This is a genomic window from Kitasatospora sp. NPDC048296 (genome assembly GCF_043201815.1).
Classification (GTDB): domain Bacteria; phylum Actinomycetota; class Actinomycetes; order Streptomycetales; family Streptomycetaceae; genus Kitasatospora.
The window spans coordinates 30,126-57,019 of sequence record NZ_JBICZB010000035.1 but is presented as its reverse complement, the minus strand read 5'-3'; the positions used below and the strand labels follow the sequence as shown (position 1 = coordinate 57,019).

The 26,894-nt window shown below is 72.0% G+C and carries 23 protein-coding genes and 1 pseudogene; 12 read left to right on the top strand and 12 right to left on the bottom strand.

The window, feature by feature from the left end:
- Positions 1 to 2 precede the first annotated feature (2 nt).
- From ACGF12_RS21475 to ACGF12_RS21440, 8 genes are all read left to right on the top strand, one after another.
- On the top strand, positions 3 to 2,012 hold the full coding sequence (locus ACGF12_RS21475) for a FixH family protein (RefSeq protein ID WP_393032220.1): 2,010 nt from the start codon (positions 3 to 5) through the stop codon (positions 2,010 to 2,012).
- Positions 2,009 to 3,280: an iron uptake transporter deferrochelatase/peroxidase subunit gene (gene efeB, locus ACGF12_RS21470; protein WP_393032217.1), complete on the top strand. Its 1,272-nt coding sequence runs from the start codon at positions 2,009 to 2,011 to the stop codon at positions 3,278 to 3,280. The genes ACGF12_RS21475 and efeB overlap by 4 nt, the downstream gene beginning before the upstream one ends.
- Positions 3,281 to 3,412: 132 nt before the next feature.
- On the top strand, positions 3,413 to 4,348 hold the full coding sequence (gene pheA / locus ACGF12_RS21465) for a prephenate dehydratase (RefSeq protein ID WP_393032214.1): 936 nt from the start codon (positions 3,413 to 3,415) through the stop codon (positions 4,346 to 4,348).
- Positions 4,349 to 4,869: 521 nt separating this feature from the next.
- A complete protein-coding gene (gene serS, locus ACGF12_RS21460; protein WP_393032211.1) occupies positions 4,870 to 6,144 on the top strand; it encodes a serine--tRNA ligase in 1,275 nt (424 codons plus the stop codon).
- Entirely contained in the window at positions 6,141 to 6,977 is an 837-nt protein-coding gene (locus ACGF12_RS21455) for an HAD family hydrolase (RefSeq protein ID WP_393032208.1), read from the top strand. The genes serS and ACGF12_RS21455 overlap by 4 nt, the downstream gene beginning before the upstream one ends.
- Positions 6,978 to 7,021: 44 nt before the next feature.
- Positions 7,022 to 7,672 (top strand): hypothetical protein, encoded by a 651-nt coding sequence (locus tag ACGF12_RS21450; protein WP_393032205.1) that lies wholly within the window; start codon positions 7,022 to 7,024, stop codon positions 7,670 to 7,672.
- Positions 7,673 to 7,763: 91 nt separating this feature from the next.
- On the top strand, positions 7,764 to 8,495 hold the full coding sequence (locus tag ACGF12_RS21445) for a FadR/GntR family transcriptional regulator (RefSeq protein ID WP_393032202.1): 732 nt from the start codon (positions 7,764 to 7,766) through the stop codon (positions 8,493 to 8,495).
- 96 nt (positions 8,496 to 8,591) lie between these two features.
- On the top strand, positions 8,592 to 9,830 hold the full coding sequence (locus ACGF12_RS21440) for a CynX/NimT family MFS transporter (RefSeq protein WP_393032199.1): 1,239 nt from the start codon (positions 8,592 to 8,594) through the stop codon (positions 9,828 to 9,830).
- Positions 9,831 to 9,834: 4 nt separating this feature from the next.
- Here the strand turns inward: ACGF12_RS21440 and ACGF12_RS21435 are convergent, their stop codons facing one another.
- The 7 genes and pseudogenes from ACGF12_RS21435 to ACGF12_RS21405 all read right to left on the bottom strand — a co-directional run.
- Entirely contained in the window at positions 9,835 to 10,551 is a 717-nt protein-coding gene (locus ACGF12_RS21435; protein ID WP_393032196.1) for an ABC transporter permease, read from the bottom strand.
- A gap of 79 nt (positions 10,552 to 10,630) precedes the next feature.
- Positions 10,631 to 11,548, bottom strand: a complete 918-nt coding sequence (locus ACGF12_RS21430) for an ABC transporter ATP-binding protein (protein WP_387618980.1) — start codon at positions 11,546 to 11,548, stop codon at positions 10,631 to 10,633.
- 54 nt (positions 11,549 to 11,602) lie between these two features.
- Positions 11,603 to 12,502, bottom strand: coding sequence for an ABC transporter permease (locus ACGF12_RS21425; protein WP_393032192.1), 900 nt, complete (start codon positions 12,500 to 12,502; stop codon positions 11,603 to 11,605).
- Positions 12,486 to 13,511 carry an ABC transporter ATP-binding protein gene (locus ACGF12_RS21420; RefSeq protein ID WP_393032189.1) on the bottom strand — a complete coding sequence of 342 codons (1,026 nt, stop codon included), beginning with the start codon at positions 13,509 to 13,511 and terminating at the stop codon, positions 12,486 to 12,488. Before ACGF12_RS21420 ends, ACGF12_RS21425 begins: the two co-directional genes overlap by 17 nt.
- Positions 13,512 to 13,924: 413 nt before the next feature.
- On the bottom strand, positions 13,925 to 14,506 hold the full coding sequence (locus ACGF12_RS21415; RefSeq protein ID WP_393032187.1) for a hypothetical protein: 582 nt from the start codon (positions 14,504 to 14,506) through the stop codon (positions 13,925 to 13,927).
- Positions 14,507 to 14,903: 397 nt separating this feature from the next.
- A complete protein-coding gene (locus ACGF12_RS21410; protein WP_393032290.1) occupies positions 14,904 to 15,059 on the bottom strand; it encodes a hypothetical protein in 156 nt (51 codons plus the stop codon).
- A gap of 109 nt (positions 15,060 to 15,168) precedes the next feature.
- A pseudogene (locus ACGF12_RS21405) lies at positions 15,169 to 15,549 on the bottom strand (SIMPL domain-containing protein); the annotation flags it as partial.
- A gap of 63 nt (positions 15,550 to 15,612) precedes the next feature.
- Here ACGF12_RS21405 and ACGF12_RS21400 point away from each other — a divergent pair.
- On the top strand, positions 15,613 to 15,975 hold the full coding sequence (locus ACGF12_RS21400; RefSeq protein ID WP_393032184.1) for a hypothetical protein: 363 nt from the start codon (positions 15,613 to 15,615) through the stop codon (positions 15,973 to 15,975).
- On the opposite strand, the gene ACGF12_RS21395 is transcribed toward ACGF12_RS21400, so the two are convergent.
- The 3 genes from ACGF12_RS21395 to ACGF12_RS21385 all read right to left on the bottom strand — a co-directional run bounded on the left by ACGF12_RS21395 (position 15,976) and on the right by ACGF12_RS21385 (position 22,766).
- Entirely contained in the window at positions 15,976 to 20,895 is a 4,920-nt protein-coding gene (locus ACGF12_RS21395) for a DUF3320 domain-containing protein (protein ID WP_393032181.1), read from the bottom strand.
- Between the two features lie 270 nt (positions 20,896 to 21,165).
- Positions 21,166 to 22,401 (bottom strand): hypothetical protein, encoded by a 1,236-nt coding sequence (locus ACGF12_RS21390; protein ID WP_393032178.1) that lies wholly within the window; start codon positions 22,399 to 22,401, stop codon positions 21,166 to 21,168.
- Between the two features lie 53 nt (positions 22,402 to 22,454).
- Positions 22,455 to 22,766 carry a hypothetical protein gene (locus ACGF12_RS21385; RefSeq protein WP_393032175.1) on the bottom strand — a complete coding sequence of 104 codons (312 nt, stop codon included), beginning with the start codon at positions 22,764 to 22,766 and terminating at the stop codon, positions 22,455 to 22,457.
- Between the two features lie 84 nt (positions 22,767 to 22,850).
- Between ACGF12_RS21385 and ACGF12_RS21380 the strand changes: the two genes are divergently transcribed.
- Both ACGF12_RS21380 and ACGF12_RS21375 read left to right on the top strand, forming a co-directional pair.
- Entirely contained in the window at positions 22,851 to 23,738 is an 888-nt protein-coding gene (locus ACGF12_RS21380; protein WP_393032172.1) for an LLM class flavin-dependent oxidoreductase, read from the top strand.
- A 230-nt stretch (positions 23,739 to 23,968) separates the two neighbouring features.
- On the top strand, positions 23,969 to 24,697 hold the full coding sequence (locus ACGF12_RS21375; RefSeq protein ID WP_393032169.1) for a class II aldolase/adducin family protein: 729 nt from the start codon (positions 23,969 to 23,971) through the stop codon (positions 24,695 to 24,697).
- A gap of 6 nt (positions 24,698 to 24,703) precedes the next feature.
- On the opposite strand, the gene ACGF12_RS21370 is transcribed toward ACGF12_RS21375, so the two are convergent.
- Positions 24,704 to 24,934, bottom strand: a complete 231-nt coding sequence (locus ACGF12_RS21370) for a hypothetical protein (RefSeq protein ID WP_393032166.1) — start codon at positions 24,932 to 24,934, stop codon at positions 24,704 to 24,706.
- 164 nt (positions 24,935 to 25,098) lie between these two features.
- Between ACGF12_RS21370 and ACGF12_RS21365 the strand changes: the two genes are divergently transcribed.
- On the top strand, positions 25,099 to 25,941 hold the full coding sequence (locus ACGF12_RS21365; RefSeq protein ID WP_393032287.1) for an HAD family hydrolase: 843 nt from the start codon (positions 25,099 to 25,101) through the stop codon (positions 25,939 to 25,941).
- Between the two features lie 40 nt (positions 25,942 to 25,981).
- On the opposite strand, the gene ACGF12_RS21360 is transcribed toward ACGF12_RS21365, so the two are convergent.
- Positions 25,982 to 26,890 (bottom strand): phosphate ABC transporter ATP-binding protein, encoded by a 909-nt coding sequence (locus tag ACGF12_RS21360; RefSeq protein WP_393032163.1) that lies wholly within the window; start codon positions 26,888 to 26,890, stop codon positions 25,982 to 25,984.
- Positions 26,891 to 26,894 lie beyond the last annotated feature (4 nt).

Genomic DNA, 26,894 nt, shown 5'->3' with positions numbered 1-26,894 from the left:
GCATGCAGAAGGCCTCGCACCGCCGGACCGCCCCCCTACGCATCGCCCCCCGACGCATCGTCGGAGCGCTCGGAACGCTCGGCGTGCTGCTCGCGCTGATGCTCGCCGGCGCCGGGCCGGCCTCCGCGCACGCCACCCTGGACTCCACCGACCCGCGGCAGAACTCGGTGGTCGCCACCGCCCCGCAGGCGGTCACACTGACCTTCAGCGAGACGGTGTCGCTGTCCAGCGACTCGGTCCGGGTGCTGGACCCGGCCGGCAAGGCCGTGGACGCCGGCAACCCGGCGCACGCCGACGGCCAGGGCAACACCGCCCGGGTCGCGCTGAACAGCGGGCTCGCCAACGGCACGTACACGGTGGCCTGGCGGGCCGTCTCGGAGGACTCGCACCCGGTCGGCGGGGCGTTCACCTTCTCCATCGGTGCCCCCTCGGACACCTCGGTGTCCGCCACCGCGCTGCAGGGCGCCAAGGCAGACGGCCTGGTCTCCGCGCTGTACGGCACCGGGCGCACCGTCGCGTACGCGGCGTTCGCGCTGCTCGCCGGGGTGGCCGCGTTCGTACTGATCTGCTGGCCGGCCGGCGCGACCCGGCGTCCGGTGCAGCGACTGCTGATGACCGGCTGGACGGCGCTGCTGGCCTCGACCGTCGCGGTGCTGATGCTGCGCGGCCCGTACGAGCGCGGCTCGGGCATCGGGAAGGCGCTCGACCTGTCGCTGGTGCGCGCCACGCTGGACGAGCGGATCGGCACCGCGCTGGCCGCCCGGCTGCTGCTGCTCGCGGCGGGCGGGATCTTCCTGTCGCTGCTGGTCGGGCAGTTGGGGCTGCCGCAACGGCCCGCCCCCGCGAAGGCCGGGGAACCCGACGAGGACGCCGAAGCCGCCGAGCTGCGCGAGCTGGAGCAGCGGGCCGCCGAGCGCCCGCAGCGCGAGGCCCGGCTGGGCCTGGGCGTGGCCGGGCTGGTGCTGGCGGTCGCCCTCGCGGCGACCTGGGTCGGCGCCGACCACGCCTCGGTGGGCATCCAGATCTGGCTGGCGCTGCCGTTCGGCGTCCTGCACCTGATCGCGATGGCGCTCTGGCTGGGCGGGCTGGCCTCGCTGCTGGTCGGGCTGCGCGAGGGCGTCGGCGCCGAGGTGGTGGACCGCTTCTCGAAGGTCGCCTTCGGCTCGGTGGCCGTGCTGGTCGTCACCGGGATCTACCAGTCCTGGCGGGGCCTGGGCAGCTGGGGCGCGCTGACCGGCACCGAGTACGGGAAGCTGCTGCTGGTGAAAACCGGCTGCGTGGTCGTCATGCTCGGCGTCGCCTGGATCTCCCGCACCTGGCTGGCCCGGCTGCGCTCGGCCCCGGCCGAGGCGGCGGAGGTCGAGCGGGCCGAGGTGCGCGAGCCGGTCGACGTCGCGGCGCACAACGGGGACCCGGTCCGGCAGGCGCAGCTGGCCCGGCAGCAGGCCGCCCGGGCGAGCGCCGGACGCGACCGCGGGCTGACCCCGACCCGGGCCGGGCTGCGCCGCTCGGTGCTGGTCGAGGCGCTGGCCGCGGTGGCGGTGCTGGTGGTCACCACGATGCTCACCAACTCCCCGCCCGGGCGGGTGGCGGGCGAGATCAAGGCGGCCGGGAACGCCGCCCCGGTGGCCGGCGGATCCGCGGCGGCTCCGCAGACCGAGCCGGGCCGCACGGTGGAGCTCAAGCTGCCGTACGACACCAAGGGCCGGACGCCGAACGCCAAGGGCACCGCGACGGTCACCCTGAACCCGGCCAGGACCGGCCCGAACGAGGTGAAGCTCGCGCTGGACGGCACGGACGGGAAGCCGGTGGACGTCCCGGAGGTGCAGCTCGCCTTCACCCTGCCGGACCGCGACCTGGGCCCGCTGCCGGTGGCGCTGACCCCGGAGGGCACCGGCCGCTGGAGCGGCACCACGCAGCTGCCGCTGGCCGGCACCTGGGTGGTCTCGGTGCAGATCCGCTCCTCGGACATCGACCAGACCACCCCGACCCAGCAGTTCAAGGTCGGGTGAGCGCGGTGGACCAGAAGGAGAAGGGCCCGGCGGGCTTCACCCGCCGGGCGCTGCTCGGCACGGCCGGCGCCGGACTGCTGGTCGGCGCCGGGGCCGGGGCGGCCGGGGCGGCCTACGACCGCCCGTCCGACGACCGGGCGGGCCGGGCCGGCCAGGGCGGCACGCTCGGCGCGGGCCGGGTGCCGTTCCGCGGCGAGCACCAGGCCGGCATCCTCGAACCGCAGCAGACCAGGGTCCAGCTGGCCGCCTTCGACCTGGCCGACGGGGCCGGCCGGGACGGGCTGCGCACCCTGCTGCAACGCTGGACCAAGGCGGTGGACCGGCTGACCGCCGGGGAGCCGGCCGAGGAGTTCGACAACCAGGTCGCGCTCGATGCCGGGCCCTGCTCGCTCACCGTCACGGTCGGCTTCGGCGCCGCGCTGTTCGACAAGGCCGGGCTGTCCGACCGCCGCCCGGCGGCGCTGGAACCGCTGCCCGCCTTCACCGGCGACGCGCTGGACCCGGCGCGCGGCGACGGCGACCTGTTCGTCCAGATCGGCGCCGACGACGCCCTGGTGGCGGTGCACGCGCTGCGGACGCTGCAGAAGCTGGCGGCCGGGACGGCCGCGCTGCGCTGGCAGGCGGCCGGCTTCGCCCGGACCCCCGGGGCCACCGCGCGGCCGATGACCGGACGCAACCTGATGGGCCAGATCGACGGCACCAACAACCCCAAGCCGGACGAGGACGGTTTCGCCGGCAAGGTGTTCTGCGCGGCCGGCGGGGACCAGCCGGCCTGGCTGGCCGGGGGCTCGTACCTGGTGTTCCGGCGGATCCGGATGCTGCTGGACCACTGGGAGGAGCTGCCGGTGGAGCGGCAGGAGCGGGTGATCGGGCGGCGCAAGGCGGACGGTTCGCCGTTGAGCGCTCCGGCCGGCTCCGGCGAGGGCACCGCGGTGGACCTCTCCGCACAGGGCCAGGACGGCGCTCTGGCGATCCCCTCCGACGCCCACGTGCGGGTCGCGGCCCCGGCCGGCAACGGCGGGGCGGCGATGCTGCGGCGCGGCTTCTCGTACCACGACGGTCTGCTGCCGGACGGCTCGCCGGACGCCGGGCTGCTCTTCCTCGCCTTCCAGGCCGACCCGCGCAAGGGCTTCACCCCGGTGCAGCGCAAGCTCTCCCGGGGCGACGGGCTCTCCCGCTTCCTGCGGCACGAGGCGAGCGGGCTGTACGCGGTGCCGCCGGGCGTGCCGGCCGGAGGTTACCTCGGGCAGCAGCTGCTGGAGGGGTAGTTCGGCAACTACGGTCCCGGCCACTGAAACGCTTTCATGCCGGGGCCGCGGAATCGTTATGGTGACTGTTTCGGCGAACCCCGCTCATGCGGCACCCCGCTCAGGAACCGTCCCACTGGCAACGGAGGCGTCATGTCGGCCACCCGCTACACCTACCTCGGCCCGGCCGGCACCTTCACCGAGGCGGCTCTGCACACGCTGCCCGAGGCGGCGACCCGGGAGCTGGTGCCGCTGTCCTCGGTGGCGCTGGCGCTGGACGCGGTGCGCGGCGGGGAGGCGTCCGGGGCGTTCGTGCCGATCGAGAACTCGGTGGAGGGCGCGGTCACCGCGACCAACGACGAACTGGCCGCCGGCGCGCCGCTGATGATCTACCGCGAGGTGCTGCTGCCGATCTCCTTCGCGCTACTGGTGCGGCCGGGCACCGAGCTGTCCGGGATCAAGACGGTGACCAGCCACCCGGTGGCCCAGCCGCAGGTGCGCCGCTGGCTGGCGGCCAACCTCCCGGACGCCACGTGGGAGTCGGCCGCCTCCAACGCGGACGGCGCCCGACTGGTCGCCGAGGGCCGGTACGACGGGGCGTTCGCGGGCGAGTTCGCGGCGCCGATCTACGGGCTGGACCCGCTGGTCAAGGAGATCGCGGACGCGCAGAGCGCGACCACCCGGTTCGTGCTGGTCGGCCGCCCGGGGCGGGTCTCCTCGCCGACCGGCGCGGACAAGACCTCGATGGTGGTCTGGCTGCCGGACGACCACCCGGGTGCGCTGCTGGAGCTGCTGCAGGAGTTCGCGGTGCGCGGGGTGAACCTGATGCGGATCGAGTCCCGGCCGACCGGCGAGGGACTGGGCAACTACTGCTTCCTGATCGACTGCGAGGGCCACCTGTCCGAACGCCGGGTGGCCGAGGCGATGATGGGCCTCAAGCGGATCAGCCCGCAGGTGCGGTTCCTCGGTTCCTATCCGCGCGCCGACCGCCAGGTGTCCAAGCACCGGCGGCCGGGGACCTCGGACGAGGATTTCGCCGCGGCGGCGGACTGGCTCTCCCGCGCGCTCGACGGGCGCGGGGACATCTGAGCCCGGACATCCGGGCGACATCTCTTGTCTTTCTGACCTTTTCCGACTGTTATCGACCGGGCCGATCAGCCGGGGCGGGTGACCGTTCCCGTCGTCCACAGGGGCGCCCGGAGCCGGAGGCCGCTGTCCACAGGCCTCCCCACTGTCCACAGGCGAAAGTTATCCACAGGCCTGGGGATGAGTCGACAAACCGGTATAGCCATTGCCCAGAACTGGTCGGACCATCGGTTTGCGTCGCAGAGATGACTAATCGGACCAGAGTCACTCGCTTGCCCGCAAATCACCCGTCCGAGTGCTTCAATTCCCTCACCCGAGAGGGTCGAATGAGGTTTGAAACCTCAATTCCGTGGTTCCGGTGAGCGGACGCTGATCCTCCCCATCAATCCACAGCCCCGGCCCCAGAGCTGTGGATAACCGGGTCCCGGAGAGTTCCCCACAGGAGTTATCCACAGGCTCGGGCGAGTTATCCCCAGGGGGAAACCGGTACCGGTGGAGGAACGCCCGCCCGGTACGCTAGCCCTGTGATTGACCTTCGCCTGCTCCGTGAGGACCCTGACCGAGTACGCGCCTCGCAGCGCGTCCGTGGCGAGGACGTCGACGTCGTCGACGCCCTCCTCTCCGCCGACGAGCGGCGCCGGTCCTCGGGCAGCCGCTTCGACGAACTGCGCAACGAGCAGCGGGTGCTCGGCAAGCAGGTCGCCCAGGCCAAGGGCGAGGAGAAGGCCGCCCTGCTGCAGCGCACCAAGGACCTGGCCGCCGCGGTCAAGGCCGCGGACGCCGAGCAGAGCGCGGCCAAGGAGGAGGCGGACCGCCTGCTCCGCTCCCTGGCGAACCTCATCGACCCGGCCGCCCCGGTCGGCGGCGAGGAGGACTTCGTCACCCTGGAGGAGATCGGCACCCCGCGCGACTTCGCCGCCGAGGGCTTCGAGCCCCGCGACCACGTCGAGCTGGGCCAGCTGCTGGGCGCGATCGACACCGAGCGCGGCGCCAAGGTCGCCGGTGCCCGCTCCTACTACCTGACCGGCGTCGGCGCGCTGCTGGAGCTCGCCCTGGTCAACATGGCGATCTCCCAGGCCACCGCGGCCGGCTTCATCCCGATGATCACCCCGGCCCTGGTCCGCCCGGCCGCCATGGACGGCACCGGCTTCCTCGGCCAGGCCGCCGAGAACGTGTACCACCTCGGCGACGAGGACAAGTACCTGGTCGGCACCAGCGAGGTCCCGCTGGCGGCGTACCACATGGACGAGATCATCGACGCCGAGAAGCTGCCGCTGCGCTACGCCGGCTACTCGTCCTGCTTCCGCCGCGAGGCCGGCACCTACGGCAAGGACACCCGCGGCATCATCCGCGTCCACCAGTTCGAGAAGGTGGAGATGTTCGTCTTCACCACGCCCGAGGACGCGGAGAACGAGCACCGCCGCCTGCTCCAGTGGGAGAAGGACTTCCTCAACGCGCTGGAGCTGCCGTACCGGGTGATCGACGTCGCCTCCGGCGACCTCGGCTCCTCGGCCGCGCGCAAGTTCGACATCGAGGCCTGGATCCCCACCCAGGGCAAGTACCGCGAGGTCACCTCGACCTCCAACACCACCGAGTACCAGGCCCGCCGCCTGTCGATCCGGATGCGCGAGGAGGGCAAGACCCGCCCGCTCGCCACCCTGAACGGCACCCTGGTCGCCGTCCCGCGCACCATCGTGGCCATCCTGGAGAACCACCAGCAGGCCGACGGCTCGGTCGTCGTGCCCGAGGCGCTGCGGCCGTACCTCGGCGGACGCGCCGTCATCGAGCCGGTCAAGTGACCTCCAGCGCACACCCGAACGGTGGCGACCTGCCCTACCGGCTGGTCGCCACCGATCTCGACGGCACCCTGCTGACCAGCGAGGAGACCGTCTCCGAGCGCACCCGCGCCGCGCTGGCGGCGGCCGTCGGCGCGGGCGCGCTGCACATCATCGTGACCGGGCGCTCGGCCGTCTGGGCCCGCCCGGTCTTCGACGAGATCGGCTACACCGGGATAGCGGTCTGCGGCCAGGGCGCCCAGGTCTACGACGCGGGCGCGCACAAGCTGCTCACCTCGCTCACCCTGGACCGCCGGCTCGCCGCGCTCGCGATCGAGAAGATCGAGGCCGAGACCGGCCCGCTGGCCGTCGCCGCCAACCAGGACGGCCTGGACGGCCAGGTGCTGGCCGGCCCCGGCTACGAACTGCTGATCGGCTCAGACCTGCCGGTCGTCCGGGTCGAGCGCGACGAACTGCTCGCCTCCCCGGTCAGCAAGCTCTACATCCAGCACCCCGGCCTGACCGACGACGCCCTCGCCGAGGCCGCCCGGCACGCCGCAGGCGGACTGGTCGGCGTGGTGATGGCCGGAGCCGGCGTGGTCGAACTGCTGCCGCTGGGCCTGTCCAAGGCCACCGGCCTGGCCGTCGCCGCCCGCCGCCTGGGCGTGCGCGCCGCCGACACCATCGCCTTCGGCGACATGCCCAACGACGTCCCGATGTTCGGCTGGGCCGCGCACGGCGTGGCCATGGCCAACGCGCACGAGGAACTGCTCGCCGTCGCCGACGAGGTCACCGCGAGCAACGACGAGGACGGCGTCGCCGCCGTCCTGGAGCGGCTCTACTCGGCCCTGCCGTAGATCGTTCGAGGACGCTAGAATCCCGCCGGGGGGATTCCATGCTGATGTCAAGTTCCGTACGGGCCAAGACCGTTGTGGCCGCCGTCGCCGTTGCCGCGCTGTCGGCGGGGTGCACGTCGTCCGCGAAGGCCCCGGCCGCCGGCGGGTCGCCCGGCGCCCGAGGGCCGCAGCCGGCTCAGCAGTTCACGGTGCCCGCGCCGACCTGCAAACCTCCCGCGGGCGGCGCCCCCGGCGACACGGACTACACCAGCTCCACCCTCTTCATGGTGCAGAACTCCGTCACCACCTGGTCGTACCAGGAGAACCCCGCGGGCGAGAGCTCCGGTCACACCCTCACCAGCGGCGAGGAGAAGCGCGGCCGCGGGCCGGGCCTGGAGTACCGGATCGCCCACTGCGCGGACGGAGCGCCCACGGCCGCGATCATGGGCCTCCTGACGCGCGCCGCGAGCCAGGTCGACTCCCCGCCCGCGACGCTCGCCGAGTGCGCCACCCGCACCCCGGCGATGCCGTACACGAAACTGTCCACGCCCATGCCGGTCGCCGACCTGATCGGCAAGAAGCTGTGCGGCAGCGACGACCCGGACAACAACGCGTACTACTTCGCGATCGAGGCGGCCGGGCCGCCGAACGCCAACGGGGCGCCCGACCTGCGGATCACCTTCGTCGCCTACGGGACGCCATCCACCGACGACTGATCGTCCAAGGCCCGAGCAGTTGTAGGATGACCGGGCAAGTGGTTGTAGGATGACCGATGACCGATCAGTGGTGTGCGAAGGGAGGCCCGGCATGAGCGGCGACGGCACTGGACTGCAAGCCGCCGGGCGGCGTTCCCTGGTGGACACCGCGATCGACCGGCTGCGCGAGCAGCTGGCCGGCGGGGCCTGGCCGGTGGGGTCGCAGATCCCCACCGAGCACGAGCTGGCCGAGCAGCTGCAGGTCGGGCGGAACACCGTGCGGGAGGCGGTCCGGGTGCTGGTGCACGCCGGAATGCTGGTCTCCCGGCAGGGCGAGGGGACCTTCGTACGGTCCACCAGCGACCCGGCGGCGGTGCTGCGCGGCGTCCAGCGCTCGGGCATCCGGGACGTCCTGGAGGTCCGCGCCGCGCTGGAGACCGAGGGCGCCCGGCTGGCCGCGCTGCGGCACACCCCCGAGGACGTCCGGCGGATGCGGGCCGCGCTGGCCCGTGAGGCCGAGGTCTTCGCGACCCACCCCGAGCGGGCCGCCCGCGAGGCCACCGTCGAGCACGACCTGGAGTTCCACACCGCCGTCGTCGAGGCCGCGCACAACCCGGCCCTGGCCGAGGTGTACCGCTACTTCGGCGCCTCCGTGCGCGAGGCGATGACCTCCGCCTTCGGCGACCACGAGATGCCCGAGGCGTCCGTCGCCACCCACGAGGCGCTGGTGGACGCGATCGAGAGCGGCGACCCGGACCGCGCCGAGGCCGCGTGTCGGGCGCTGCTCGCCGAGCCCACCGCGGCCGTCGAACAGCTGCTCGCGGCCATCGCGGCCCGGAAGTAGGACGGCGCAAGCCCCCTTCCGTCCTCCCCGCGGCCGGCCGGGCCCCGCTCCGTCGTGCCCGCGCCGCCCCCTGATCCACGAAAGAACAGCACACCCATGGCCGTCACCCGTGCCCAGCAGCCGGTTGTCACCACTCCCGCCCCGCTCCCCGTCCGCAGCCGGCTGGCGCACCCCGCCCTGCTGCTGACCGGCATCGTGCTGGTCGCGCTGAACATGCGCGCCTGCCTCGCCGCGATCTCCCCGATGGTCGGCGAGATCCAGCGCACCTTCGGGCTGTCCACCACCGCGAGCGGGCTGATCACCACCGTCCCGGTGCTGTTCCAGGGCGTCGGCGCCCCGCTCACCCCCCGGCTGACCCGCCGCTTCGGCGCCGAACGGGTGGTGCTCGGCGCGGTGCTGGTGCTGGGCGCGGGCGTGCTGCTGCGGGTGCTGCCCTCGGTGTACGCGCTGTACGCGGGCTGCGTGGTGATCGGCGTGGCCATCGCGGTGCTGAACGTGTCGATGCCGGGCCTGGTCAAGCGGGAGTTCCCGGACCGCGCGGCGACCATGACCGGCGTCTACTCGACCACCATGCTGGTCGGCGCGACCCTCGCCGCCGGAACCTCCGTCCCGCTGGAGCACGCGCTCGGCGGCGGCTGGCGGGCCTCGCTCGGCGCCTGGTCGCTGCTCGCCCTGGTCGCGGCGGTGGCCTGGCTGCCGCAGGTGCTGCGCTCCCGGCAGGAGAAGGCGGCGGTGGCCGCGGCCACCCAGCCGGGCAAGCCGATCGAGGGCATCTGGAAGTCCCCGCTGGCCTGGCAGATCAGCCTGTTCATGGGCATCTCGTCGCTGCTGGTCTACATCCTGGTCGCCTGGATGCCGACCATCCTGGCCGACCACGGCATGGACCGTGGCCAGGCCGGCCTGGTCTTCGCCTTCTCCAACCTGCTGCAGGTGGCCGGCGCCTTCCTGGTGCCGCTGATGGCCGGCCGGATGACCAACCAGCGCGCCCTGGCGGTGACCATGGCGGCCCTGAACGGACTCGGCATCGCCATGCTGCTGGTCGCGCCGGTCTCCGCCGCCTGGGCGTCGGCGGCCGTCCTCGGCGTGGCCCAGGGCGGTTCGCTGGGCCTGGGCCTGGCGTTCATCGTGCTGCGCACCGGCACCGCGGCCGGCGCCGCCCAGCTGGGCGGGATGTCCCAGGCGATCGGCTATCTGGTCGCCGCGGCCGGCCCGGTCGGCGCCGGTGCGCTGCACCAGCTCACCGGCGGCTGGGAGGCCACGCTGATGCTGATGCTGGTGCTGGTCCTGGTGGTCGGCGCGGCCGGCTTCGGCGCCGGGCGCAACCGGACCCTCTGAACCATCACTCCTCCGCGGCGAGGGTCAGCCCGGCGAGCTTCACCGAGGCCAGCACGGCCGCCGCGACGGTGACCACCAGCAGCAGCGGCACGGCCACGCCGAACGAGACGTCGGCGCCGACCGCGGTGTCCCCGGCCACCGCCTCGGCGACCGCCCGGCCCCACTGCTGGATGCTCAGCGTCCGGGCGCCCTCGACGAAGTTGCCGATCAGCGACTCCCAGATCAGCGCGTACGCCAGCCCGGCCACCACCGCGTGCCGGGTGACCGCGCCGAGCAGCAGGAACAGCGCGCTGTACGCGACCCCGGAGACCAGCACCGCGACGGTGTAGCCGAGCGCCACGCCGTCCTTCGTGCCGTACAGCAGCAGCCCGGAGACCAGCGTCGGGACGGCGGCGAACACCCAGACGGTGCCGATCGCGACGGACAGCTTGGTGGTGACGATCTGCCGGCGCGGCAGCGGCTTGGCCAGCAGGTAGACGATCGAGCCGTCGTCGATCTCGGTGGCGATCACCCCGGTGCCGACCACCAGGCCGAGGATCGGGACGAGGGTGCCGAGGTCCAGCTGGCCGAGGATCTTCACGGTCAGGTTGTGGGCGTCGCCGCTCGACCCGGCGGCGATCGCCGAGACGATCAGCAGCAGGGCCGGGGCCACCAGCAGCAGGGCGCCGCGGCGGCGGCCGAGCAGGCCGCGCAGGGTCAGCCTGGCGACGGTCGGGTTCATGGTCGGTCGGCCCCTTCCTGGGTCCGGTTGGTGACGTGGATCAGGTGGAGGGCTCCAGCGCCGGTCTCGCTCCGCTCGCTCATGCCGAGACCAGGTACGAGAAGACGCTCTCCAGCGACTCGTCCGCCGGGGAGACGGTGTAGAGCCGGATGCCGGCCTCCCGGGCGACCCGGGGCAGCAGGGTGGTGAAGCCCTGGAAGTTCACCGCCTCGATCCGCAGCGCCCGCTCCCGCTCGTCCACCTCGATGCCGGTGGTGGAGCCGTCGGCGATCAGCGCGGCGGCGAGCCGGCGGTCGTCGCTGGAACGGACCAGGTAGCGGTGCGGGCGGTCGGTCATCAGCCGCCGGATCCGGCGGAAGTCGCCCGAGGCGGCGTGCCGCCCGGCCACCACGACCTCGATGTGCCGGGCCAGCTGCTCGACCTCCTCCAGGATGTGGGAGGAGAACAGCACCGTCCGGCCGTCCGCGCCGAAGCGGCGCAGCAGCTCCATCAGCTGGAGCCGCTGGCGCGGGTCCATGCCGTTGAAGGGCTCGTCCAGCAGCAGCACGGCCGGGTCGTGGACGAGGGCCGAGGCCATCTTGACCCGCTGCTTCATGCCCTTGGAGTACGTCCCGGTGCGGCGGTCCTTGGCGGAGGCCATCTCGACCAGGTCCAGGGCGCGCCGGGCGGCGGCGCCGGGCTGGGGCAGGCCGTGCAGCTCGGCGTTGGCGAGGACGAACTCCCAGCCGGTCAGGTAGTCGTACATCGACTCCCGTTCCGGGACCAGACCGATCTGCCGGTACACCTGCTGGTTGCGCCAGATCGGCGCGCCGTCCAGGGTGACCGCGCCGCTGGACGGGGCGAGGAAACCGCTCATCATGTGGATGAGGGTGGACTTGCCCGCGCCGTTGGGCCCGAGCAGGCCGGTGATGCCGGGGCCGATCGACATGGTGATGTCGTTGACCGCGACCACGTTCCCGAACCAGCGGGAGACCTTGTCGATGCTGATGGTGGCCATGCCGCCCTCTCAGACGTTCCTGCTCGGACGTTCCTGCTCAGACACTGCGGTTAATCAGACGCGGCTGTAGCGGCGCAGCAGGAGGCGGTACGAGCCGACCACCATCGCCACCGCGACCAGCGCGAACACCACCAGGCCCAGCCCGCCCGGGGCGTGCCGGCGGTCGAGTCCGGTGCCGAGGTCGAACACCTCGTTGACCACGGCCTCCACCAGGCCGTTGGGCGAGATCAGCGCGGTCCACTGGGCGGCGTCCGAGCTGCCGGGAGTCGGGTTGCTGATGCCCACCGCGATCGCGGCCACCGCCGAACTGACCGCCAGGTAGCCCATGATGGCCGCCACCCCGAAGCCCCGGCGCGGGGTGCTCGCCGCGATCACCAGCGCGACGGAGGTCGGCACCAGGGCGTACAGCGCGGCCGCCGCCAGGCCGTACAGGAAGTGGCCGGTGTTGTGCGCGAAGTCCATCCCGCCGAGCAGCGCACCGATGTACAGCACCAGCAACGGTGCCGCCATCAGCAGGAGTTGGGCGCAGGCCATGGCGGCGAACTTGGCCCGGACGTAGTCGGTGCGGGTGATCGGGCGGGAGAAGTAGAGCGGGACGGTGTGGTACCGGAGGTCCCGGGAGAGCAGCACCGGCGCCTGGGAGGCCAGGAAGACCGAGACCACCAGGCCGAGGCTGGAGAGGTAGCCGGCGTACTCGACCGGGAGTTCGTCCCGCTTCATGGAGAGCGCGACCGCCACGAAGATCACCGCGGGGACGGTGACCACGCCGAGCATCAGCATCGGCAGCACCTTGGACCTGCCGGAACGGCCGAGGCCGTAGGCGGCACGCAGACTCTGGGTGAAGAGCGCGCGGGTCGCGTAGGCGCGGCCGAGCCGGGGGCCGGTGTAGCCGCGGTAGCCGATGTCGTGGATGACACCGGTGTCGGCGGGCCTGGTGTCAGGAGGCTGCGGCATCGTCCGTCCCTCCCCTGCTGTCCTGGTCCTGCTGGGTGTCGGTGAAGAGTTCGGCGACCCGGTGGCGGCGCTGCTCCAACCGGACCAGGCCCAGGCCCAGTTCGGCGACGGTGTCGCGGATGATGTCGTAGGTGTTCTCACCGGCCAGCCGGACCAGCAGCAGGTGCGAGCCCTCGGACTGGACGGTGAGGCCAGCCGCGGCGAGGCGTTCGCGGACCTCGGTGCCGGGCTCGGTGCCGGGCTCGGTGCCGGCGTACTCCGGGGCGTCGGTGACCTCGACCGCAAGGACGGCCGTCGCCTCGGTGAAGGAGGCGGTGGAGGAGGAGCGCAGCAGCTTGCCGCCGTCGATGACGACCAGGTGGTCGCAGGTGCGCTCCAGCTCGCCGAGCAGGTGGGTGGTGACCAGCACCGAGATCCCGAAGTCGGTGTGCACCCGGCGGATCAGCCCCAGCATCTCGTCCCGGCCGGCCGGATCGAGGCCGTTGGTCGGCTCGTCCAGCAGCACCAGCCTGGGGTCGTGCACCAGCGCCTGGGCGAGCTTGACCCGCTGCTTCATGCCGGTCGAGTAGCCGCCCATCGGGCGGTACCGCTCCTCGTACAGGCCGACGTGCCGCAGGGTGTCCGCGGTGCGCTCACGGGCGGCGGTGGCGGGCAGTCCCGCCATCCGGGCCATGTGCACCACGAACTCGGTCGCGGAGACGTCCGGTGGCAGACAGTCGTGCTCCGGCATGTAACCGACCCGCTCGCGGATCTCGGAGCCCTGGGTGGCGACGTCCAGGCCGAGCACCTCGCCGCGGCCGGAGGTCGCCGGGGCGAGCCCGAGCAGGATCTTGATCAGGGTGGACTTGCCCGCCCCGTTGGCCCCGACCAGCCCGACGACCCCGGGCTGCACCTCGACGGTCAGCTGGTCGAGGGCGGTGACCCGGGGGAACCTCTTGGTCAGACCCTCGGTCTTGATGACAGCAGTGGACACACGCTCAACGTAACGGTCTTGCGCCGCAAGGGCCATGAGCGTGAATGACGAACCCTCCTGCTCCTGCGGTATGACACCGGGCCGGATCTCCCCTAGGGGGCGCGGACTCGGAACCGACCTGTACTCTTGTCGAACTCTTTAGACTTACCTGCCAATTCCTTTACCAGCGGGGGTCTCGGCTCGGCATGCCGGCACGGAGGGGGACCGATCGACGTGTCTGATCGGGCGACCGCGTTCGACCGGATGCTGAACCCATGGGCCTACGACGTCCTACCGGGCCGCTGTCAGGTTCGGACGCGACTTCCCCAGGGAGAACATCCCTGACCGGGAACACCTGACCGAGCTCGTCACCGGCTTCGCCAAGCGCGCCGCCGAGAAGCTCGGCTGCGCCAACGGCGCCGAGTCGCTCACCGTGCAGTGAGCGCCCCGGCGCCGCACCCGACGTCGCGTCAGGAGCTCGGACGCTCCCACATCTCGACGACCTTGCCGGAAGCGTCGATCGCCACCTTGTAGGCGCCGGCCGAGCAGGGGTACGAGCCCTTCTGGTTGCCCGGGGTGGCGATGCACTCGTTGATGTGCTTCGCCAGGTCGGCCGCGTTGACGTCCTTCGGCGCGGCCACGACGGACTTGAGGTGGCCCTTGGCGGTGGGCGCGAACGACGCGGTCTTCTCGGCGCCCACCGCCTCGAAGTTGACGTCGTCGATGCCGCAGGCGTCCTTGGTGTCCTTGTAGGCCAGCGTCGTCGCGCTGGTGCCCTTCACCGGGATGATCCACTTCTGCCCGGCGGGCAGCGGGGCGCTGGTGCAGAAGCCCTCCGGGCCTCCGTCGGTGGGCTTGCCGGTCGGGGCCGGCTTTGCCGTGCCGGTGGCGGGGGCGGCGGTCGGCGAGGCGGCGCCGCCGGTGGCGGGCGCGGCGGTGGCGGTGGTGCCGCCCGCGCCCTGGTCCGACGAGTCGTCCGGGCCGCAGGCCGCCAGGGCGAACGCGGCGGTGGTGACCAGAGCGGCGGCGAGCAGCCTCCTGGAAGCAGACATGACGAAAGAACCCCCGTTTAACGCATGATCAGATGCAGGTGCGGCGGACAGACTAGCGCCTCACCCCGACGGCCCCCGGAGATCACCGTCCGGCCGGGAGCCCGCTGGCGCGGACCGTCGACATGGCGACCTGCCCGGGCACCGTCTACCTCGACACCGACGACCCGGGCGCCCTGGAGGCCGACTACCGGGCGCTCCGCGAGCTGGAACTCGCCGGGCTGTACGGCTGAGCCGACGGGCCTGCTGGCGTCCGGGCCGGTGCGGTTGCGCCCGCACCGGCCCGGGCGCTCGGGCGCTCAGCCGCGCGTGCGGACCTCGTTCCGGATGGTCAGGATGCCGCTCTCGTCCTCGTAGGAGACCTGCGCCGTCATCGAGGCGATCCGGCCGAGCACCAGCTCTACGAGGCTGCGATCGCGAATCCCAGCACCACCGCAGCCGAGACCACCACGGCGCCGGGCGCGAGGTCCGCCTCCGAGACACTGGCCGGGTCGCCGTGTCCCCGGTAGCGGCCCGCACCGATGCTCTCGGGATCGACATCCTCGATGTGGACCACCGCGCCCAGCCTGACGCCCGCAGCCGTGGCGTACAGCTCGGCCCTTCGCCCTGGCGGCGCGCACGGCGTTCTCGCGGGCCTTGGCTCTCAGCTCGGGCTTGTTCCGCACATCGAAGTCAACGCCTTCCAGTTGGTTCGCTCCGGCATCGACCGCAGCGATCAGAAACGGTTCGAGGGAATCGAGGTCGTGGTACTCGATGGCGAACGCGGCCTGGCAGCGGTAGCCGAGGAACTTCCGGTCCGCACCGTAGCCGCTCCACGCGGTCTGGAGGTCCAGCCGTGACGCCGACACCTGCGCATCCGGCACATCATGCGTCCGGACTGCTTCGCGCAGGTTGGATATCGCGGCGCGAGCGGCGGCGAAGGCCTCTTGCGGCGTCGATTCGGTCCGTTCCACGCCGAGCCGGATCCGGGCGAGATCCGGCGCGGCCTGCACACTTGCCGCACCGTAGCCGGTGACTCCCCACGGAGACTTGATCGTTGTCTGCATGGCCCGCAGTCAACCATGAAGCCGCCTGTAGGGTAGGCGAGTTGTCGGACACAGGGGGCTGGGATGAGGCAGGGCGACGCCGAGTACCTGGCCGCGCTCGACGAGACGGTGGAGATCCTCCGGCGTTGGGCGCGGGAGGGCCGCTCCGACGGCTGGTACAAGTCCCTCAGCGAGGAGCTGAAGGCGAATGGGCATGGCGTCCACTACCGCGGCCCGATCATCAGCCTCCTACTGGGAGACGCTTGCCGCAGTGACAGTCAGGGCCGTGATCCCATGCTCTCCGCCATCGTGATCCTCAAGGCAACCGGCAGGCCCGCCGGCCAGTTCTTCGAGCTCGCCAAGGGAGCCCCGTTCCACCGCACGGCAGCGGACTGGACTTGGGAGCAGGAGCGGGCCCGGGTCTTCGCGCGCTACCGGGAGAGCTGATCACGCCTCCTGTCCCGTGGTCGCGATGTGTCCGGAGGACACGTCGAAGACGCCCTGCGCACGCAGGTTCGCGATATCGGCCTCCAGACCGGCCCGGGTCTCCTTGGTCACCCGCTGCCAGCCGAAGAACTCGCATGCCCGACGCACCAGTTCGTCCTGGGACATACCAGGGCACTCGTTGGCCAGCTCCACCAGCGCACGCCACCGTTCCCTGGGGGCGACGTGGACGAGCTTCCGCGCCGCGTGGCGCCCTGGACGGCGCGCCGCCGGGTCGCCATCACGCACCAGGTCGACGAAGTCACCGTCCAGCGTGGCTCGGCCCGATCGGACCAACCGGTCGCGTACGACACGGATGTTGTCCCGGATGCGCGAACCCGCCCGCCCGACTCCCCAGGCCTCGCGCACGCGCTGCACCAGGATCTCCTCGTGGATCGGCCCTTCCTGCTCGATGATCGCGAGCAGGACGCGTTCGACGGCGGGTCGGGCTTCCGGGGTGTGCAGGTCGTACGACGAGGTGGCCGAGACCTGGTAGATCTCGTAGGGCGCGCTCCACTCGCGGTCCGGGGCGGCGACCGGCACCCGCTCGTGCTCGACCGGTGCCGGAGGTTGCGGGGGAACGTGGTCGAGTCGCTGACCGTCCGGGTGGGCCCCCTCCGTTCGATGCTCGCCCGATGGCTGCGCACCGGTCGCCGCGACACCGGAAGTCGAGTGGTCCCCCCGGGCCGGCGCATTCAGCGACGCCAGTACGACGGCCTGCTCCACCGCCTCGCGCAGCCGTGACTCGGCCGCGGCGCGCCCTCGGTACCAGTCCGTCCCCCAGATCCGGTGCAGCCGCCAGCCCAGCCCCGCAAGCACCTCCTCACGCAGGCGGTCCCGGTCGCGTGCCACCCGAGAAGAGTGGTACATCGCGCCGTCGCACTCGATCCCGAGGGCGTACGCACCAGGAGCGTCCGGCCGGCGGACGCCAAGGTCGATCCGGTAGCCGGCGACACCGACCTGTGGCTGCACCTGGTAGCCCCAGCCGCGCAGGACCTGTAGGACGGACTCCTCGAACGGGCTGTCCGGTTCGGCCTGCTCCTGGACGAGATCGCGGGCGAGGACGGCCGGACCGTGCTCGGCGTAGTCGAGGTATCGCTTCAGGTGCTGGACACTCGGGTTCGGGCTGTCGGACAGGTGGGAACTCCGGAAGGAGGCAATCACCTCCATCCGGTACCGGGCCCGGGTCACCGCCACGTTCAGACGGCGCCAGCCACCGTCCTTGTTGATCGGACCGAAGTTCAGACCGACTGGCTTGCCGTGCTCGTCCGGCCCGTATCCGATCGACATGATCATCACGTCGCGCTCGTCGCCCTGGACCGATTCGAGATTCTTGACGAAGAAGCCGTCGAGCCGGTCCTCAGTGAAGTGGCCGTTCAGGTCGGGTCGTCGCAGGCGCGCCTGCTGGACGGCCTCGTCGATCGCCGCCGCCTGGGCCTGGGAGAGCGCGACCACGCCGAGAGTGCGACCCGGGCGGGTGTCGAAGTGGTGGATCACTCGCTGCGCGACGAACTCGGCCTCCGTCCGGTTGTCGCGACGGCCGCCCCGATCGTAGCGGCCCTGAGCGTCGAAGAACTCGACGCCAACGTCGTTCCCCGCCTCCACGGCTCCGGGGAACGTCACCATGGAGTTCTGGTAGAAGGAGCGGTTGCTGAAAGTGATCAGATCCTCGTGTCGACTGCGGTAGTGCCACCGCAGCGGCAGCTCCCGCATGGCACCGGCCTTGCAAGCGTCCAGCAGCGACTCGAACGAGTCCGGCACGTCCTCGTCGTACTCGTCGGATTCCTCCTCCACGGAGGAGTCGAAGAACGAGGTGGGAGGAAGCTGCTTGGCGTCACCCGCCACAACCAGGGAGTCGCCGCGGTAGATGCAGTTGATCGCGTCACCCGGACGCACCTGCGACGCCTCATCGAAGATGACGACGTCGAAGTGGTAGTCGGCCGGCAGGTACTGGCTGACGGTCAACGGGCTCATCATGAAGCACGGCTTGACGGAGGGAACGACCTGCCGCGACCGTCCGAGCAGGTCGCGCACCGGCATGTGGCGGGTCTTCAGCTCGGCCTGCCGGACGATCACCGCGGCCGCTCCACTCGCCAGCTGCCGCGGCCTGCGCTTGTTGCAGGCCTCGATCACGGCACCGGCCGCGGCGGCGACCAGCCGGCGGTCGGCGTCCCGGAAGTCCGCGACCCTGGCATCCAGGTCGGCCGAGCGGGTGGTACGGAGCCGGGGATCGGTCGACAGTACGTCGTCCGCCCAAACCTTGAGCACGGCCTGCTCGACGACATCGGGCAGCTGCCCGGGAAGCCCGCCGCGCTCGGCCGTCCTGGCCACCAGGTCATCAGCGCCGTGGCGTGCCAGCACGGCGAGGCCATCCCGGCAGGCCCGCCACTCCTCGGGGCCGTCCCGGTCGGCGAGCAGTGCGTCCACCACCGTCCGGGCCTGGTCGAGCGAGCTCGACAACTGGAGCGACAGTTCGATCTGCCGCGAGTTGTCGAAGAGGCCAAGCAGCGCTGCGAACGCCCTGGACCAGCGAGTGACCCGTTCCTGCGTCGCCTCGCACCAGTCGGTGAGCGCCTCCCGGGCGGCCCGGGCCGCGATTCGCGCCAGCTCGCTCGACTGGGCCCCGTCGGCGAGCTGCGCGACCGACCGGTCCCGGTACTCGGCACCGTGGGTCAACTCACCGATGCGGGCGGCGGTGGCCAGCGCCCCACGAAGCGCCGGCTGGTCGCCCGGCACACGGGGCGTGTACCGGCCCAGCAGCGCACCGTGGAGCCGGGCGAGCCGTTCGACCTCAACTGAGGCCGAGTACCAGGCCAGTGCCTGGGGCAGGCGCCCGATGCCCGTCCGGGCCGGGACCCCGTCATGGACGAGCTCGCTCACGGCTGCCCGATCGGCCTTGTACTGGGCGGAGAACCGGCCCATCAGACCGCGGTGCTCCTCCGCGAAGCGCCGGACCAGCTGCGGCAGCTCGGTGGCGGTGAGGACCTGCTCCCCGAAGACGTCCTCGGCGACGCTGCGGGCGTGCGCCGCTGCGGTGATCGCGGCGTCGAGCTCCTGCTCGGCCTGCTGCGCCTGCTGCAGGGTCATGGCGTCGAACCACTCCCGCAGCGGGCGGTGTGCCGCAGAGGCGAGATCGGCCAGCTCAAGGAGCGCGAAGGCGGCTCCGGGTGTGGCCGGCTCGGGCATCCCGAGAAGACCGGCCAGTTGAGCCAGCGCTGCGGAGCATGCGGAAGGCAGAGCGGTGCCGGCGCTGGAAGCCCGGTCCGGCAGACCGGCTCGCACCTCCCCAACAAGCTGGTGCAGCGCATCGGGCGTCTGCGGTTCCGGGACGGTCGTCGCGAACGGCCGGCACGCGGAGGCCGCACCGATGCTGGTCAGCGCGTCGGCGGCCTCCTCCGCGGCGGCCAGCGCCGCCGCCCCGATCAGCCCGCGCCATGCGAACGACTCGCCTTCGGCAACCGGACGCCAGGCCCGGCCGATGGCCTCGGCGGCGGCCAGCATGGCCTGGAGGGCCCCCGCTTCCAGCGCACGCACGGAGCCGACGTTCCCGGCGTTCAGCGGTACCTGCGGTGCACCGGCTTGCTCCAGGAGAACCAACCGGCCGAGGACGTCGTGCAGGGACCGCTGGAGCGGCCCACGGGTCTGGTTCATGGCCGCGGCGTAGGCGGACAGCTCCTCGCGCAGTTGCCGGGCCCGGTCCAGCTCGTACTCGGCCGCGCCCGTCACCCGTGCCTCGGTGGTCAGTACCCTGGCGAGCTCCACCGCCACGGCTTTACGGGAGGTGTCGCCGCTGTGCAGGGACAGCACGAAGTCGCCGAGGCCGACGCCGCGCAGGCGGTTCCGCACCACGTCGAGTGCCGCCGCCTTCTCACTGACGAACAGGACACTGCGCCCCGCGTGGATCAGGGCGGCGATCATGTTGGTAATGGTCTGGCTCTTGCCCGTACCGGGCGGGCCGCTCATGACGAATGAACGACCCTCCAGTGCGGCGGCGATGCACTGGCGCTGCGAGGCATCGGCGTCCAGGACCAGCGGCGTCCGCTCGGGGAGCTGAAGCTCGTCGATTCGGTCCAGGTCCGCCGGTGTGAAGTCGATCAGTTCGGGGGGCAGGCCGGAGTCCGGACCCAGCGCGACAGACCGCACCAGAGGGTGGGCGAGGATCTGGGCCTCGTTCTGCTGGAGGTCCTGGTACATCGCCTCCTTGTACGAGGCGAACAAGCCGAGGACCAGCCGCTCCTCGACCTGCCAGCCCTCGCGCTCAGCGGCGATTCGCCGTGCCTCGGCCAGCACGGCACCCGGATCGCCCACCTCGGTGACGGTCACGGGGCTCCAGTCGATGCCCATGCGCTCAAGCCGCACCGAAAGCGCCGGGTTGTGGATCCTGTCCTGGTCCTCCCCCAGCCAGAGCTGGACCCGTCCTCGACCGTCCCGGCGCAGTTCGACGGGAACGAGCAGCAGGGGTGCCGAACTCGTCTCGCTCGCCCCGTCCTCACACCAGTCCAGCATCCCGACGCCGAGCCAGAGCACCCACAGGCCGTAGTCGTTGAACATCTGCTGGGACTTGCCGCGCAGTTGGTGGAGTGCGCCGTCGAGCGACCTCTGAGTGGCCTTCTGCGTGACCAGTCCGGGGACCGCGTCGGCTGGTACGCGCACCGCCGATTCCTCCGCCGCGGCCTCATCGTCGACCGGCGCGAAGTCCCACCCCTTGGCCAGCCCGGCCAGCACGGCGGAGACATCCGGGGACAGCAGTTCGAGAGTGGACGACCTTGTGTGCCGGAAGTTGAGCAATCGATTGCGCCCGCCCATGTCGAGCAGCGAGTTCCGCCAACTCCCCAGCACTGTCTTCAGCCGGTCCAGGCCTGGGTCGCCGGGCTTGGTGGGCACGGAACGCGATGTCGACCGGTCCTGCATGCTCGGCAATACCTCCGTAGGCCGGACACGCCACCTGCTCAAGCCCGCCAGCCAGGTGGTTTATGTGAAGGATGCACACAGTTAATACCAGGCATCGCCGACATCCCGCACCAGGTTGGATGCATTGCCATCGAATTGAGATGAGCGGGTCCGACTGTTCCTCAGAGTCCCGTCGACCAGGCAATCATCGATTTGACCGAGAAAGCGATCCCGTACATGGGGGGCTGACTGCCGGCGCCTACCTTAGGCGCGTCGCGCTCTCGTGAAACTTCGCCGTCGGCCGCCCGCAGCAAGCTCGCTGAGGCGCTCGCCGATCACGGAGACGCCGGGGCGGGGCTCGTTCTCGTAGTACCAGGGCTTGCGTCGGCGCAGCAGCTCCTCGCCGTGCTCGCTCCAGGTGAATCCGGGTTTCCGCAGCAGCTTCCGGAAAACCGTGTCGACTGTCTCCGGGTGGGCGGCGGCCAGGCGACGGATCGGCAGTGGCGCGATCGACTCCTCGCGCAGGTACACGCGCAGCAGGTCCTGGTGCTGCCTGCGGCCCGTGAGGGCGGGATCCGCGAAGAGATCTCGCAGCATCCCGTAGTCGGGGTAGAAGTTGAGCCCGTCGACTTCGTCGTAGACAACGCCGACTGTGTCCGATTCCGCGAGTCCTCGCGGTAGTTCGAAGGCCGGGAAAGCCAGGCCGGGGAGCCGCCTGCCCCGGGCTCGGTCGGGATGCCCGGCGACGGCCGCCTCCTGCCGGTGCCGGTAGTAGGCGTTGAGCCGGTCCTCGACTTCGGCAGGGGGAAGGATCAGTTCGTCGCTGCCGCAGAACTCGATGAACGCGGCCCGGTCCTCCCGCATCGAGCGCCATCCCTGCGCGATCTTCTCGGGGTTGCGGAAGACCAGTTCGGGTTGGCTGGTGGCCAGTTGGAGCGCGGCCCGGGCGATCTCGGTGGCGCTGGACTTCGGATAGGACGACATCGCTCCGGAGATCAGCCACGCCCCGTCGGCCGAGTAAACGGGCACCAGGCAGGTGAGAAGGAACTCTCCTTTGGACACTCCGCGGAAAGCCGCCCGCCCGACGTTCGAGTACGTGCGGTACTCCAGGTCGTCGACCAGGTTCAGCAGGACGACGGCATCCCCTTCCTTGCGCCGGATCTCGAAGATGCCCTCGACCGGGTCACGCCAGCCGAGCAGCATCTCCCGGTCGACGTCGGACAGGTCCCGCCGTGCGGCGACGAACCGGTCCACCACGGTCGAGCCGTCCGGCAGGCGGTACCGCAGGATGAAGTGGTCGGTGATCCGGATCGCTTCGCTCTCCTCCAGCCGCCGCTCGGGGCCGGCTGCCTCCAGCAGGGCCGGAGTCAACCACCGGTCGAAGTGCGCGCTCCGCCCGAAGGTGACCAGCTCGCCCTTCAACTCGGCGCTGCGTTCGATGAGATCAGCGAGCGAACGCTCACTACTGCCACGATCCGCGTCCGGTACGGCGATCGCCACGTTCTGCCTTTCCGTACAAGCCAGTTCCGAAGTGACGTACGAGCTGCTCGACGTCAGCCGGCCCAGTGCCGGTAGGCCTCGACCCACTCGGCACCGTCCGGGGCAGGTGTCGGCATCGGCAGCTCCAGGATCTCGATCTTCTGTCGGACGGGGCCGCGAGAGCACACTGCGACGATCCGGCCGTCCAGCGTGAGGTCGATGCCGCGCACGGTCACCTCGACTCCGAGGACCGTCGTGCTGAACGGCACCGCGAGGTGCTCCTCGATCATGGTGAACAGGCCCGTCAGCTCCTCGTCCTCGCCGTAGGCGTCGACGGTGGCCTCATCGATCATGGCCTCAAGCTCGGCCTTGCCCAGTACACCCATGGCGCCACGTTATCGGGAGTGCGGGTGTCGTCGCTGCGGGTGGGCCAGAACCTCACCTGCCGGTGTACGCGTAGGGTCGGTGCCATGCGCTTGAGTACGGTGATCCTCCCCATCCACCGGTGGAGCGAGGGCCAGAAGATCTGGCGGCGGGCCGAGGACCTCGGCTTCCACGCCGCCTACACCTACGACCACCTGTCCTGGCGGAGCTTCCGGGACGAGCCCTGGTTCGGCTCGATCCCCACGCTGACGGCCGCGGCGACCGCCACCGAGCGGCTGCGGTTGGGAACGCTCGTAACCTCGCCGAACTTCCGCCACCCGGTGACGCTGGCGAAGGAGCTGATCACGCTGGACGACGTGTCCGGCGGGCGGCTGACGCTCGGCATCGGCGCCGGCGGCACCGGCTTCGACGCGACGGCGATGGGCCAGGAGGCCTGGTCGCCGAAGGAGCGGGCGGACCGGTTCGGCGAGTTCCTGCCGCTGCTGGACGAGCTGCTGCTGAGTGACGCCACCACCCGCGAGGGCACCTACTACTCGGCGGTCGAGGCCCGGAACATCCCCGGCTGCGTGCAGACCCCGCGGGTGCCGTTCTACGTCGCCGCGACCGGCCCGCGCGGGCTGAAGCTGGCCGCCGAGTACGGGCAGGGCTGGGTGACGTACGGCGACCCGCGCGGCCCGGCGGACGTGCCGGTGGAGCAGGCGCCCGGGGTGATCGCCCAGCAGATCGGGAAGCTGACGGCGGCCTGCGAGGCGAAGGGCAGGGACGTGGCGACGCTGGAGAAGATGCTGCTCCAGGGCTCCACGGCGGAGAAGCCGCTGCAGTCGCTCGGCGCCTTCGTGGACTGGGCCGGGACGTACCGGGAGCTGGGCATCACCGAGCTCGTGATCCACTGGCCGATCCCGGACTCGATCTTCGAGAACGACCTCGCCGTCTTCGAGCAGATCGCCACCGAGGGCCTCGCCCAGCTGGGGTGATCGCGGCCACCACGGCCGACCGGTCCTGACAGAGCCCTGTGCGGCCGTGCCGACGGCCCGCACGGGGCTCTGTCGGATCCCCGCCGGAGCGGTTCGGTACGGGCGCACCGAGGTGGATTTCTCCGGGCGAACGTTGCACTTGCGCTGTCCGAGCTGTCCGTCGACCGCCCTGCGCGCCTAGGTTCGTGATGCGAGCAGTGGACGCCGGAGCGAGCGAACCGGGAGCATCCATGAACGTCGACACCGCCACCGCGCTGATCCCCGCCACCGGCGGGGAGGCGGCGGCCCTGGCCGCGCTCGGCAGCCGGGTGCTCGCCGAGGCGGGGCAGGGGGACATGGTCTGGGGCCATCTGGCGGTCCGCGACCCGGAGGGGCGCGGGGTCTGGATGAAGGCCTCGGGGTGGGGCCTGGAGGAGGTCGGCCCGGACCGGGTGCTGCTGGTCTCCTGGGACGGCGAGGCGCTCGCGGGCAGCGGACGGGTGCACCTGGAGTACCACATCCACACCGAGCTGATGCGGGCCCGCCCGGACGTCGGGGTCTCGCTGCACACCCACTCGGCCACCGCGAACGCCTTCAGCGCCCTCGGGGTGCCGCTGCGGGCGCTGAGCCACGACGCGGTGGTCTTCGCCGAGCACGGCCTGCCGAACTTCCGCGCGACCGCCGGCCTGGTCCGCACCGGGGAGCTCGGGCGGGCGCTGGCCGCCGACCTCGGCGGGGCCAGGGCCTGCCTGATGCCGCAGCACGGACTGCTCGCGGCGGGCCGGGACATCGCCCACGCGGTGATGTACGCCGTGCTGCTGGAACGGGCCTGCGGCGTGCAGTTGAGCGCCCAGGCGGCGGGCGGGATCCGACACTGGACCGGCCACCGGGAGAGCCTGGAGAAGGACGCCACGGTGTGGCCGCCGAGCCAGATCGAGGCCGGCTGGCGCTACTGGGTACGGCGCACCGAGCGGTCGTGACGACGGCTACGGGTGCGGGCGGGTGCGCTGGGCGGGGAGGGCGGGGGCCGGATCCGGGGTGCGGCGGGCGAGTTCGGCGAGGGTGTGGAAGAGGACCTCACCGAGCAGGACCGGCTCGCGGGAGGCGACGGGCACGACCGGCTCGTCGGGCTCGTCGGGTACGTCCGGCTCGTCCGGGAAGGCGGCGGTGGAGCGGCGGGTCGGGGACGTCTCGTCTCGGAGCTGGCTTGTGGGCATGGCTCTTCCTGCCGACGGGGTGACCGGGATCAGTCCTGCCCGTTCGGCCCGCACCGACACCCCGGACGGGGGCGGATCGGCCGGAAACGGCGTGTGAAGGGCCGGAACCCGTCCGTACGGTCAGGGCTGTGGCCCCCGCCCTGGGCGGTGACCCGGCGGCACCGATGGGCGAAGATGGACCGGTGACCGAACCCCGCACCGCTCCCCGCCTCATCGCCACCGACCTGGACGGCACCCTGCTCTGCGCCGGCGGCACCGTCAGCGATCGCACCGCGGCGGCCCTGGCGGCGGCCGAGGCGGCCGGGATCCAGGTGGTGTTCGTGACCGGGCGGCCGCCGCGCTGGATGCAGCAGGTGAGCCCGCACATCGGCGGCCACGGGGTGGCGATCTGCTCGAACGGCGGCGCGATCGTGGACGTGCGGCGCGGCGAGCTGGTGGAGTACTTCCCGATGGCGGCCGGGACCACGCTGGCGGTGGTGGAGGCGCTGCGCGCCAAGCTGCCCGGCACCGCCTTCGCCTTCGAGCACGCGGACGGGTGGGCCCGCGAGCCCGAGTACGAGGTGCTCATGTGGGGCGACGACATGGTCTGCGAGGTCGGCCCGGCCGAGGAGCTGCTCGGGGACGGCGGCCCGGTGCGGGGCCTGTTCAAGCTGCTGGCCAAGCACCCGGACCTCGACCCGGACACCTTCCTCGCCGAGGCCCGGACGGCCGCCGGGCACCTGGCCGAGATCACCCGCTCCTCGCCGATCCCGCTGCTGGAGATCAGTGCGCCCGGCGTCACCAAGGCCAGCACGCTGGCCCGTTGGTGCGCCGAGCACGGGATCGACCGCAGTGAGGTGGTGGCCTTCGGCGACATGCCGAACGACCTGGAGATGCTGGCCTGGGCAGGCACCGCGTACGCCGTCGCCAACGCGCACCCGGCGGTGCTGGCGGCAGTGCCGCTGCACACCGTGAGCAACGACCGGGACGGCGTCGCGGCGGTGCTGGAGGAGTTCCTGCCCCGGTAGCACCCGGTGACGGCACCCGCCGACCGGCCCGGTAACCGCCTTAACCGAAGCGGCCGTTGACGTAGTCCGAGGTCCGCTGGTCGCGCGGGTGCCCGAAGATCTGCCCGGTCGGCCCGGCCTCGACGATCCGGCCCGGGGTGTCGTGGGTGGCCAGGAAGAACGCGCAGCTCTGCGAGACGCGCTGGGCCTGCTGCATGTTGTGGGTGACGATCACGATGGTGAGCCGCCCGCGCAGTTCGGCGATGGTCTCCTCGACCCGGCGGGTGGAGGTCGGGTCGAGCGCGGAGCACGGCTCGTCCATCAACAGGATGTCCGGCGAGACGGCCAACGACCGTGCGATGCACAGGCGTTGCTGCTGGCCGCCGGAGAGCGCGCCGCCCGGGGTGTGCAGCCGGGCGGACACCTCGTCCCAGAGCCCGGCCCGGCGCAGGCTGGTCTCCACCAGGTGCTGGCGCTCCTCCTTGGACACCTTGATCCCGGCCAGCTTGAGCCCGCTGGAGACGTTGTCCTGGATGGACATCGCCGGGAACGGGTTGGGCCGCTGGAACACCATGCCGATCCGGCGCCGCACCTCGGCGGGGCGCCGCCCGGGCCGGTAGACGTCGTCCCCGTCCAGCAGCACCTCACCGGCCAGCGCGGCGCCGCGCACCATCTCGTGCATCCGGTTGAGGATCCGCAGGTAGGTGGACTTGCCGCAGCCGGAGGGGCCGATCAGCGCGGTGACCTCGCCGGCCGGCATCGCCAGCGAGACCCGCTCCAGCACCTTGCGGCTGCCGAACCAGGCGGAGACGTCCCGGGTCTCCAGCCCGGCCAGCGGGCCGTCGCCGGGCCGACCGTCTCCGGGGTGGCCACCGCCGGGGCCCGGCGCGGCGGTGACCGGCGGGAGGGTGAGGGAGTCGGCGGCCGGGTCGGCCGCCGCGTCGTACGGCTGCTGGGTGGTGTCGGTCATCGGT